At 49.1% G+C, this 12,015-nt stretch carries 10 protein-coding genes; 2 read left to right on the top strand and 8 right to left on the bottom strand.

From position 1 onward, the window contains the following. Positions 1-25 precede the first annotated feature (25 nt). From CJP46_RS18355 to CJP46_RS18345, 3 genes are all read right to left on the bottom strand, one after another. Positions 26-910, bottom strand: coding sequence for a carbohydrate ABC transporter permease (locus CJP46_RS18355; RefSeq protein WP_094597079.1), 885 nt, complete (start codon positions 908-910; stop codon positions 26-28). Beyond that, positions 904-1,818 (bottom strand): ABC transporter permease, encoded by a 915-nt coding sequence (locus CJP46_RS18350; protein ID WP_094597375.1) that lies wholly within the window; start codon positions 1,816-1,818, stop codon positions 904-906. Before CJP46_RS18350 ends, CJP46_RS18355 begins: the two co-directional genes overlap by 7 nt. A 517-nt stretch (positions 1,819-2,335) precedes the next feature. Further along, positions 2,336-3,145 carry a GNAT family N-acetyltransferase gene (locus tag CJP46_RS18345; protein ID WP_179281215.1) on the bottom strand — a complete coding sequence of 270 codons (810 nt, stop codon included), beginning with the start codon at positions 3,143-3,145 and terminating at the stop codon, positions 2,336-2,338. Positions 3,146-3,701: 556 nt separating this feature from the next. Here CJP46_RS18345 and CJP46_RS18340 point away from each other — a divergent pair. Beyond that, positions 3,702-4,106 carry a VOC family protein gene (locus tag CJP46_RS18340; RefSeq protein ID WP_094597077.1) on the top strand — a complete coding sequence of 135 codons (405 nt, stop codon included), beginning with the start codon at positions 3,702-3,704 and terminating at the stop codon, positions 4,104-4,106. A gap of 86 nt (positions 4,107-4,192) precedes the next feature. Here the strand turns inward: CJP46_RS18340 and CJP46_RS18335 are convergent, their stop codons facing one another. The 4 genes from CJP46_RS18335 to CJP46_RS18320 all read right to left on the bottom strand — a co-directional run bounded on the left by CJP46_RS18335 (position 4,193) and on the right by CJP46_RS18320 (position 10,263). Continuing rightward, positions 4,193-6,433, bottom strand: a complete 2,241-nt coding sequence (locus tag CJP46_RS18335) for a helix-turn-helix transcriptional regulator (protein WP_094597076.1) — start codon at positions 6,431-6,433, stop codon at positions 4,193-4,195. Positions 6,434-6,742: 309 nt separating this feature from the next. After that, positions 6,743-8,377: a type 2 periplasmic-binding domain-containing protein gene (locus CJP46_RS18330; protein ID WP_094597075.1), complete on the bottom strand. Its 1,635-nt coding sequence runs from the start codon at positions 8,375-8,377 to the stop codon at positions 6,743-6,745. Positions 8,378-8,407: 30 nt separating this feature from the next. Further along, positions 8,408-9,319 (bottom strand): carbohydrate ABC transporter permease, encoded by a 912-nt coding sequence (locus tag CJP46_RS18325; RefSeq protein WP_094597074.1) that lies wholly within the window; start codon positions 9,317-9,319, stop codon positions 8,408-8,410. 11 nt (positions 9,320-9,330) lie between these two features. Continuing rightward, complete coding sequence (locus tag CJP46_RS18320) at positions 9,331-10,263, bottom strand: ABC transporter permease (protein ID WP_076176627.1); 933 nt, start codon at positions 10,261-10,263, stop codon at positions 9,331-9,333. 433 nt (positions 10,264-10,696) lie between these two features. Here CJP46_RS18320 and CJP46_RS18315 point away from each other — a divergent pair, with 433 nt between their 5' ends. Beyond that, positions 10,697-11,500: a helix-turn-helix domain-containing protein gene (locus CJP46_RS18315; RefSeq protein WP_094597073.1), complete on the top strand. Its 804-nt coding sequence runs from the start codon at positions 10,697-10,699 to the stop codon at positions 11,498-11,500. A gap of 16 nt (positions 11,501-11,516) precedes the next feature. Here CJP46_RS18315 and CJP46_RS18310 read toward each other — a convergent pair whose 3' ends face one another. Further along, positions 11,517-11,906 (bottom strand): VOC family protein, encoded by a 390-nt coding sequence (locus CJP46_RS18310; RefSeq protein WP_094597072.1) that lies wholly within the window; start codon positions 11,904-11,906, stop codon positions 11,517-11,519. Positions 11,907-12,015 lie beyond the last annotated feature (109 nt).

Here is a 12,015-nt window from a genome sequence, read left to right as displayed (position 1 = left end):
TTCCTTTGACACTTCTTGGGTAGGATTAACCTTTTACCGCACCGATGACAAGTCCTTTGACGAAATAGCGCTGCAGGAACGGATACAGCAGGAGAACCGGCAGATTGGCGATGATAACGACCGCGTATTTGATAGATTCGCCTTCCATGACGCTTTTGGCAAGCGATTCCTCGCTGGTTCCCACCATATCCTTCAAATTGCTCTGAATCAAAATCTCCCGGAGCACGAGCTGAAGCGGGTATTTGCTCCGGTCGGTCAAATAAATAAGCGCGCTGAAAAATGAATTCCAATGGGCGACGCTGTAAAACAAGGTCATGACGGCCAGGATGGGCATCGACAGCGGAAGGACGATGCGAACCAAGATTTGCAGGTTGGAGCAGCCGTCGATTTGCGCCGATTCCTGTACCTCGATGGGGATGTTTTGCTGGAAAAAGGTACGCATAATGATGACGTTCCATATGGCGAGCGCATTCGGGATGATAAGCGCCCACATCGTGTTGACCATACCGAGACTTTTCACCAGCAAATAGGTCGGAATGAGCCCGCCGCTGAAAAACATCGTAAATACGAAAAAGGCGGTAAAGAAGCCGCGTCCGGCCAAATCTTTGCGCGACAGCGGATAGGCGGCCAATATCGTCATGACGATATTGACGGCCGTCCCAATGACGGTGTACAGGATCGTATTCCCGTAGCCCTGCAAAATGTCGTTGTTTTGGAACACTTTCTCGTACCCGCGGAACGTGATGCCCTTCGGCCACAGCCACACCTCTCCTCCCAAAACTTTGGAAGGATCGCTAATCGAGGCGACCAGCACGAACAACAGTGGATACAAGACGGCGATCAGGGCGAGAACGAGCAGGGCGTGGATGATGAAACTGAGCAGCTTGTCGCTAAACGTCTCTTTTACCATAAGCTCGTTTCACCAGCCTTCCGTGCAATGTAGTTGACCGTGACGAGCATGATGAAGTTGACGACCGAATTGAACAGCCCTACGGCGGCAGAGAAACTGTATTGCGCTTCCAGGATGCCGCTTCGGTATACGTAGGTCGAGATAACGTCCGAGCTTTCCATATTCAGGCTGTTCTGCATCAGAAACACTTTCTCGAAGCCGACGCCAAGAATGGATCCGACGTTCATAATTAGCAAAATCACGATGGTAGGCAATATGCCCGGCAGGTTAATATGCCAGATGCGGGCCAGCCGGCTAGCTCCGTCGACCTTGGCCGCTTCGTGCAGCTGCGGATCGATGCCGGTCAAGGCGGCCAAATAGATGATCGAGCTCCAGCCCATCTGCTGCCATACCCCGGAGAAAACGTAGATCGTTTTGAACCAGCCCGCATCCGTCAAGAACGAAATGGAATCCCCGCCCAACCATCCAATGAACAGGTTCACGATTCCATGCTTCGGCGACAAGAAAATCATCAGCATGCCAACGAGGACGACTGTCGATAAAAAGTGAGGGGCATAGGTTACCGTCTGAATCGTTTTCTTGAACCATTTCACCTTTACTTCATTGATGAGAAGCGCGAGAATGATCGGGACGGGAAAGCCGACAATCAGCTCATATATTCCGATGCCAAGCGTGTTGCGGATGAGCCGCCAAAAATAGTAGCTGTCAAAAAAACGCTGGAAATGGGTGAAACCGACCCAAGGACTGCCGGTTATCCCTTTGGAAGCAATAAATTCTTTGAATGCGATCTGCACCCCGTACATCGGGATGTAATGAAAAATCAAGTAATAAGCGACGACCGGCAAAAGCAGCATATACAAATCCCAGTTTCTCTTGAGCGAACGGCCGAGCGTCGATCGGCGGCCCATTGCGGCCTGCACGGAAGCCGCTGCCGGAGGAGCATGCTTCAAGAGTGCTTCACCTTCCTTCCAAGTCGCGAGTGGGTTGACATTTCTTCAAGGGGCCCCTTTGCCGTTATGGTATTTTAAAACGCTTTCAACGTCCACCAGCAATTTTTGCGGCGACCAGCTATTCTTGACATCGCTGCAAGACGATATGCCGACAAACGAAAAACTCCCCTGTTCATGATCGACGGGGAGCAAATATATAGATTATTTTTGTCTTTAAGGGGTTGTACCCCATGCCCTTCAAGCTAAGGAAAATACTACACCCACAACGATGTAAAGAAGCACTTTAGCTTGAGTTTGGCCCGACTGTCCAGAAGCATTTTTTGAACCGGCCCCTTCCGCCAAGACCCCTGCAATTTTTTACATGCAAACGTCTACTACCCGTTAACGTAACGACGGCAGCCGATTATTTGGTCGGCTGCCGTCGTATCATGATTGAGCTATTGTTTCCCGTTAGCGCAATAACTTCTGCGGTATATTACAGTGAAAAACCTGAGCACTGATATTGGTGGATCTGTTTAAATCCCAGTCTTAGTGCTATCTTATTAGAAGCTTCATTGCTCCGTGAACAATCCCAATAGCAGGTATAGCCATTCTGGACGATATCGTTAACCACTAGACTTGCCAGATTACTTCCTACCCCTTTTTGATGAAGCTGAGGAAGTGTTTCAATTCCAACCGCATGCCTTTCCTTTGTGACAAAGCTAGAGTAACAAACACCAACCACTTCAGAATTCCCGATTGCGGCATAACCATAACCTTTTTCATAAAAGTCCTCTTCTGTTTCCCAAAACTGATTAATATGATCATATACAAATCCCTTATTGTCGTAATCAAACATTTTCCATTCCTGCGATCGCAAATTCACCGTCCGGAAATTACCAGGAGCGTTCATCGTGTGGGCTTCAAAACCTGACGACTCGTATACGATTTGATCCCAGGGCTGCTGCAGTTTTCTTGAAGCAAATAACGAATTCAGGTCCCATTTTTTGTTATGACCCGAAACCTCGAAATAATTTATACCAAGTTCATTCATTCTAGGTGCAATAATAGTAGTAACAAATTCATCAAGCTTGCTAAAAAAAGCCTCATTAGTTTCGTCCCCAATAAGGTAATGTCCTTTCATTCCCTTGCTCCACACTAATGCAGCTTCTGGTATGTCTGCTCGATCGGAAAATACCCATCCAGGATTATTATTTTCTAGAATGGACTGTACCTCGGGGTGAGGATGGCCGTTTTCGAGAAGGGGTATAGCTTTATAAAATTCACTTCGAGACAATTCAAACATTTCACGTACCGCCTTTACATTCAGTGGTTTCATATACTTGGCGTATTTTACCATATTTATCATTGAAAATGATGACTATAACCACACTATACTGCCCGTTAGCTTAATGGCAAGCTAATAGAAATTCAATAATTGTTGCGCAGTCTTTTCCCATTTGCTTAATAAAAAAATGGAGCATCTGCGGCAGACTGCTCCACGAATTCTTTAACTAGTGTTCTCCGTTAGTGCCGCTTTGAGTGCTACCCTTCCCCTTGTAAAAATTTTTAAACCACGCTTGTTCCACCCGGGGGAGATATGGGATTACAAAAAAAATTATGGGAGACAACAGCAGAGTTAATAAATACGCAATTACTTAGTTCTGAGCAATAAATGAAGATGACAGCCCGTTAATTCAACAAAAACGAATGTTAAAACACTACTGACATACTGTTGTCAGTAGCGTTTTTTTATACTCGGAGTAAGTAACCGTAAGGTGTGGGGAATAAATGCGAAGTGTTTTGACCCAAAATGATAAGATACGGTACTGTATCATTGATTATAGGAAGGATGGTATTTCATGAATTTTGCTTCTGTACGCATCATTACCGACGACTTGGATCGTCTCGTCGAGTTTTATGAGAAAGTCATGGGTGTTTCGGCGGAACGCCCCGCGCCCGTCTTTGCCGAACTCGTTACGTCATCGTGCACCCTGGCGATCGGCCACTCCCAGACGGTGCAGCTGTTCGGCGCCGGTTCCGCAGTGGCGGCCGACAATCACACGGTCATTCTCGAGTTCCGTGTTCACGATGTCGATGCCGAATACGAGCGCTTGAAGCCGTTTGTCACCGAGTGGGTAAAGGAACCAACCACGATGCCGTGGGGGAACCGTGCTGTGCTGTTTCGAGATCCCGACGGCAACCTGATTAACCTCTTCACGCCGGTGACGGAGGAAGCGATCAAGCGGTTCAGCGGTAGGTCGTAACGGACAGTTGAAGTGAGTGAGACGATAAAGAGACCAGAGACCCTAGCAATGAGCTATGGTCTCTTTATTTTATCTAGGTATATTGTTCACCGGCCATCCGCCGACTCCACGTATTCGTCAGGTTTGATGCCTTCATACCGCGCGAAGGCGCGTTTGAAGGAATACACATTTTCGTACCCCACCGTGCGCGCGACATGATCGATGCCGCAGCTTCGCTCCCGGAGCAGCTCTTTCGCCTTCTCCATGCGCAGACGGCATACATAATCATAGAAGTTGATGCCGGTCACCTCTTTGAAAATTTTGGACACCTTCGATAGGGACATATGATACATCTCCGCCAGCTGCTTTAACGAAATGTCCGCGCTCGAATAGTTGTCGTTCACATACTGCAGCAGCTCGCTGCCGGCCGACACCGCCGAGGACGTGTTGGCATACCGTTTACGCTCGCAAATGAGCGTGCCAACTTCAAACATATAACTCCACATTTCTTCGATGTTCGCTGCTTTGGCCCGGCTGCAAAATTGCTTCGTGTAGATATCCGTATCGAGATTCAGCTCATGCAGCACCCTCAGCATCGTTTCCATCAGCAAGGAGAGCAGCCGGCTCACGCTGGCCTCTGCCAGCTCACGCTTTTCGTTCTCGGCATGGATTTCATGCAGAATTTGCAGGGACGTATCCAGGTTTCCGATTTTCAGATTGTTAATGAGCTGCACTTCCCAATCCGTCGGATAATAATAATCGACGCCTGCCTGAATCGTCTCCTCCTGCAGCACCTGAAAATGCTCACGCGAGAATATGGTATAGCGAAGTCTTTCGTTGGCTGTGTAATACGATTTGCTGATGCCGACAAGCCCTTGTTCAACCCCTCCGTATAAAATATCGGGATGAAATCCGCTCAGCCGCTCGATTTCCCCGGCCATCTCGGCAGCGATGCGCTCCAGCATATCATCGTCTCCAAACGGTTGCTCGGAGGACACGATCATCGCCTTGTCCGCGTTCGTGACCTCGAACAGCGCATAGTCCAGCCCATAACAGCTCATCGCTTTCTCCACAATCACCATCATCAGCATTTCGATCTTCCGGATTTTCTCGAAGTCGGAAAAGTCGCGAATAGCGTGGAAGCTGACCAGCATCGTGCAATAATACATCTCCTCGGTATAACCGATCCCCAGTTTGCCCAGCTCGTTCTTCTGCTGATCGTCCATAAAATATCCCTTGAGCAGACGAAGATACAAATTCGACTTGGCGGCGTTTTCGTAATCCTGCATCGATTGCTGAAGCTTGCGGTTTTCGTGCAGCAGCCGGTCGAACGATTTTTCGATAAACATGTATTCGGAACCCGCAACTTTGCCGTTTCGGGAATCCTCGACCCGCGCCGCTGCGCTCAGCTTACTCAGCAGGGCTGCGAGAGGACGGTAACTGATTTTGGCCAGCAGATAAGCCGTGCACGCGCCGATGGCGATGGAGATGAGGATGGCCGCCAGCGAGCTGAACAAATTGTCGATGCCGATGACGCTGCTGTCCGCGTAGGAGACCGAATACTGCACATCACTGGCCTGCGAAGACAAATGAATGGGATAGGAAGCCGCGCCCCCGCGAGCTGCCGGATCGGTTCGAGTCTGGCTATAAATCAGCGCATCCCGGGACGTCATGACGATTTCCTGTGATTCGATCCCCCCGAAGCGATGCATATACTCCGAAAAGTAAGCGCTATCAATAAACAATACCAAAACCGCGCGTGGATGATTCACCACCTCCAGGCTTTGCAGCACGGGGATCACGCGCTTTTCACTGCCCCACAGCTTCATGCTGGCCGGCGGCATCATGGTAAAATACTGCTGCTGCGCAAAGGAGCTTTGCAGCTGCTGCTCGGCAGCTTCGTCGAATGCGACAATCGATTGAAAAAATTCCTTCAGCGGGAACATCCCCCATGAAGTCATCGCCTTCTGCTGCTCCGGAAACACCACCATGCCAAAAGAAAGAATCCCCTGCGAACTCACGCTATTGTCGAGACTGCTGCGAATGTCCAGCATTTTGGTGATATCGAATTCCTGATCGTATACGTTCGTATCCTGCATCAGCTTCTTCACCCAGGATTCGTTGCTCAGCGTTTTGCCCAAGGTTTTGAGCTCACTCAGTTTATTGTCGACCAGATCGGCGATCCGTTTGGCGTCCAAAGCATGTTCCTCATGCTGCCGGCGTTTCTCCTCGACGATGTTCCGCTGCACGTTTAATGCGCTGAACACAATAATCGGGATGATCAAAATCGCGGTATAAGACAACAGAATTTTACGAAACGTGCCGCTTCCGAAGCTGCCATTGCGCACAGACTACCCCTCCCCTACTAGATAAGACTATATAAAAAGAACTTTAAATTTTAAACATTCCACAGCGGAGAGGGCGAGTGATTCTGAAGAAGCGAAGCGTCAGCCTTTGTTTCCGAAATGTCCCATTGTATGTTTATTCCAAACATTTTGGAAACAACAGCTGTCGTAAGAACACTCGACTTCGTAGCGCCGGAAAAATGTTGCCTTCTTAAGTTCTTTTTATATACACCACAAAAACAGGAAAACAGCAGAGCCTCCTACGCGAATTGGAGCCTGCCATTTTCCAAAGTCATACGGATACAGTCAACGTTACTGGATGCTGTTGTATCTGTCGAGCAATTGCTGGTCGATCTCCAGCAGCTGGTCCAGTCCCAGCTTTTTCAGATCGGCCATATATTGATCCCAGTTGTCGAGCGATTTTTGCCCTAAAGCCAGCTTGGTCGCAAGCTCTGTGGAATACGTGTTCAGGTTGGTCAAAATCTTCGTTTTCGCTTCCAGCTGCTGATCGTCGGGAATCGCCAAATAGTTGTCGTTCATATTGACGAAATACGGTTTGTATTTCAGGATATTAAGCTCGTTGTCGGCTTTGTATTGCGGTACGCCGGACAGTTCAAACTCGAGGTTGGCGAACTGAACCCGCGGGAACACCGTATCGCCGAACAGCCGGAGCCCGGGAACCTGACCTGTTTTAGCCAGTTCTTCGTCCGAGGCGTTGTTGATGAATACATTCGCGCCGCTCTCATCCTTTTTATAGGTTTGTCCTTCGATGCCCCAATACAGAAGGTCCGCGTACTGATCCGAATAGATCGTGTCAAAATACTTGATCGCCGCTTCTACGTTTTTGCTGTCTTTGGTAATCGCGTATTTCTGCCACACCAGAAACGGCGGCTCAATTTGGGCTGCGGGGGCAATGCCATCTACTGCTTGCAGCGGCATGAGCGGAAGATATTCCCCGCCCCCTTTGATCGTCGGCTCCAGATACGTCTCCAGATTGTAATCTCCTGTGGAAGCAACCTGGTTTTCCGTCATCTTCTGCTGCTTCTGCTCCCCTGTCGCCCCGATCAGGCTTGTGTCGAGCACGCCTTCCTTCACCAGCTGCTGCTGGTAGCGGAAGTAATCCTTGATGCCGTCCTGGTACCACGGGGACACGACCTTCTTGTTCTCCACATCCACGGAAGAAATGCTGGTCCCCAGCCCGAACCACTGGGCGATCGGTCCCGAGAAGGCACCCGGATCGTAGACGAGCACCTCATCCTTTTGCCCGTTGCCGTTGGCGTCCTTATCGCGCATCGTCTTCAGCGTTTGCAAATATTCCTCCGCATTTGTCGGAACCGGAAGGCTCAGTTTATCGAGCCAGTCCTTGCGGAGCAGCATCGTTAAGGAGACCGGAGCCGGATCGGTACCTTTATACGTTTTTTTGTGCAGATCGCTGAACCAGTACATTTTCCCGTCCGACGTCGTCGTCGTTTTTTTCGCATACGGGAATTCCTGCTCATACATCTTCTTGATGTTGCCGTTGCTGTACTTCTCGATGAGCGGATTCAGGTCCAGCAGCACGCCCTGCTTCGCCAGATTGAGCACCGTCGTATTGTCCAGCGCCGAAATGTTGACGATATCCGGAAGATTGGAGCCGGACGCCATTCGCGTTTTGATGACGACGTTATACTGTTCGTTCGGAACGAGCTCGTAATCGAGCTGCAGGTTCGCATCGGTCAGCAGCTTGTTGACTTCCTTCCAGACCGGGTATTTCTCCCTGTCCTCGAATTTGATGAACTTGTTCGAACCGGTCGGCCCGAGTAGCTTCAGCTTGGCGGACTGCTGCCCGGCCGGGGCGTTGCTGTCAGCTTCCTCTGTTTTACCGTCTCCACCGCTGCAAGCGGTTACAGAAGCGATGAGAACAACGGCGACAATGGCGGACATGATCGGTTTTTTCCTTTTTTTCATACAACTCTTCCCCCTTCGGATGGCCTCAGCCTATTCCTTTAATGAACCCAGCAGCGCTCCCTTGATGAAATACTTCTGAAAGAACGGATATGTAAATATGACGGGTAACGTCGTGAATACGATAATGGCGTATTTCAGCTGAATGTTCGAGAGCATGTTGGCGACCGCATTTTTCGCATCCTCCATCGATAGCATCTTCAAATCGACCGACTGCTGGACCACGACCCGGTACAGATACATTTGCAGCGGATGCAGCTTCTCATTCGGTAAGTACACGAGCGCGTCGAACCAGCTGTTCCAGATGCCGACGACTGAATAAATGGCGATGACCGCCAAGATCGGCTTGGATATCGGGATAATGACCCGGAACAGCAGCTGCAAATGGGAAGCGCCGTCGATAAAGGCCGACTCCTTCAGCCCGTCCGGAATGTTGGCAAAGAACGTCCGCACCAGGATGATGTTCCAAATGCTGACCATCCCCGGAATGATGACCGCGAACATCGTGTTATACAGGCCAAGCTTGTTCACCAGCAGGTAGGACGGAATGAGACCGCCTCCAAAATACATCGGGATCAGCAGGTACGACACGACCCATTTCCTGCCCATGAGATTGCGAACAGTGAGCGGATAGGCGCCGAGCACGGCCGTCAGACAGTTTAAAATCGTACCCGCACTCACATAGATCAACGTATTGGAATAAGCCCACCACATTTTCGTATCGCTGACGATCAGCTTGTACGAATCGAGGAAGAATCCTTTCGGATACCAGAACACATTCATGGCCGCGACTTCCGTCGGTGAGCTGATGGACATAATGATCACGAAATAAAAAGGATACAGCGTGATTAAGCAAAGGGCGAGCGCCAGCGCATACAACACGACGTCGACGACAACCGAGCCTTGCTTGATGGTGTTCGGATTTCTTTTGACCAAGGCGGCCATGGGACTCCCCCTTACCATAAGGCATAATCGGAATATTTACGGCTGAGCGTATTGGCTGTGTACAGCAGCGTGAAATTGATGATCGAGATAAACAATCCCACGGCCGTTCCTGCGCTGAAATTGCCGCCCAGCAGGCCGTCGCGGTACAAATACGTGCCGATGACATCGGCCGTCTCGTACACCATCGGGTTATAAATGAGTAAAATAAACTCGCTGTTAGCCGATAGCAAATTGCCGATCGCAAATATCAGCAGGATAAAAATCGTGGGCCGAATGGCCGGCAGCGTAATATGGAGCATTTGCTTGAAGCGGTTGGCCCCGTCCATCTTCGCCGCTTCGTACTGATGAGGGTCCACGGAGGACATGGCGGCCAAATATAAAATGCTGCTCCACCCAAACGACTTCCAGATGCTCGTAATCGTATAAATCGCCGGAAAATACCCCGGCTCCGTATTCAGCGCCACCGGCGTGCCGCCGAACAGCTTGACGATGGCGTTCACGATGCCGTCCGTATTGATAAAAGACAACACCATCCCCGCCACGACCACATTCGAAATAAAATGGGGCAAATAGCTTGCCGTCTGCACGTATTTTTTAAATACGCCGCTTTTCAGTTCATTGAGCAGCAGCGCAAACAAGATCGGCACCCAGAAGCCAAACACCAGAAAATAAAAGCTGAGCAAAAACGTGTTCCGCATCAATCGCCCGAAATACGGGCCGTTAAAAAAGTCGATGAAATGCTGAAAGCCGACCCAATCGGTTCCGTGCAGGGATAGAAAGGGTTTGCCCGGGTAGTAATTCTGAAAAGCGATCAGAATCCCGTACATCGGAATATAGCTGAAAATAAAAATGTGAACCAGAACGGGAAGCATTATTAAGTACAGCTGCAGATTGTCACGCACTCGAAAAGATTTTCGCTGATTCGGCTGACGGATGGCTCTCATGATCTTCCCCTTCCCTGATGATCTCGACGGAACTTGCAGGCCCGCTTCCGCATGGACTCATGATATGACGAGCCCCGGATTTCAGGCAAGCAACATTTTTTGATGGGGTGCGCAATATTTTCGGGGGTGTGGAAAGATCGGTGGGGTAAGCGGGAAGGGCGTGGTGGGGTTAGGGTGCTGAAGCATGTAGGATGGTTTGATGGGAAGCATACAATATCGGATTATTGGCAAGTCGCATTATTTGATTGGTTGCGCAATGTTTGCGGGGGTTGGAGGGGATGGCCTTGGAAGTCTGAGACCATCGGGACGTAGTTCTAAAATGTTCCTTTCCGGCAGCTTAATAGTACTTTAACTAAGACCATGTGCCACTCGCAGCTATGCTATAATATTCGTAACAATTCCCCTAAACTGTTTTATTCTGGAGGGATTCCTGATGCAATCGAAAGTTATTAAACCCATCGGGCTGTTAAATGTAAATAAAGAAGCTCCAAAATTCACCGTATCCCTTCACTCCCCCGCCATGGATTTAGCCCATTTTATCGAACATTACTGGGTCGTCCACTGGGATCTTCGCGGGCAAGAACCGCATCTTCAGGAAAGTCTGCCTCATCCCTCCGTTCATCTTGTGTTTGAACAGGACAACTCCCGAGTTGTGGGAGTCATAAAAGGAAGGTTTTCCATTCTTCTCCGGGAACAAGGCGCTGTCTTCGGCGTCAAGTTCCGGCCCGGAGCCTATTACCCTTTTCTGAATCGTCCCGTTTCAGCAATAACGAATCGTACGGTATCCTTCGAGAATGTTTTCGGAATGAGCAGTCAAGCGTTGGAGCACCAGCTTTTTGCTCAGGAAACTCCGGAACAAATGATTCCTTTTGCAGAATTTTTTATCCGGGAACGGCTGCCTGAGCCGGATAGCCATGTCGATTTGATCAATACGATCATCCAATGTGTCATCTCCGATAGAAGCATCATCAAAGTTGAGGATATTGTAAAACGCTTTTCCATTCCAATAAGACAGCTTCAACTGTTATTCCGCCAGTATGTGGGTATTAGTCCCAAATGGATGATTCAACGCTATCGGCTTCATGAAGCGGTCGAAAAAATGACCAACCGGGATATTCCCGATTGGTCAAAACTTGCTTTGGATCTCGGCTATTACGATCAAGCCCATTTCATTAAAGATTTCAAATCCATTATTGGAAAATCTCCGGAAGAATACACCAAGCTGCTGGGTGAATAAATCCTGGTTAGTTCCATTAAAGCGGATGTTTGTATAACTCAATCACATTGCCGTCGGGATCTCGTAAATGGACAACTCTCGCATTCCATTCCTTTCGATCATGAGGTTCGTTGATGAATAGTACCCCTTTATTCTTCAAACTGGCGTAAAACTCATCGACTTGCTCCACCTCAAAACTGAGTAAAAATTTCGATTGCGACTCCACGTCGGCCGGAAGATCCTCCTCACCAATCACTTCAGATATTTGATCACGGGAAAAGATTTCGAGCTTTGTTTCTCCGGTATGAAACGATGCGAACTGCATCTCTTCAGCATAGAATCTCAATGAAAACTCCATCACGTCTCTGTAGAACGGCACACTCTGATGAATATCGCCTGTTATCAATCGAATTTGCGACAGCTTCATGGTTTCACTACCTCTCACTTCGGATTGGAGAATAAGCCGGGATTACAAGGTTATCCTCTGCCCAATGTAACAAAGTTACGAAAGCCCGTATTGTAAAAACACGAAAACT

It is taken from the genome of Paenibacillus sp. XY044 (assembly GCF_002257645.1).
Lineage (GTDB): Bacteria > Bacillota > Bacilli > Paenibacillales > Paenibacillaceae > Paenibacillus_AQ.
Note: the sequence above shows the minus strand (reverse complement) of the source record. Positions and strands in the feature narration are given on the sequence as shown.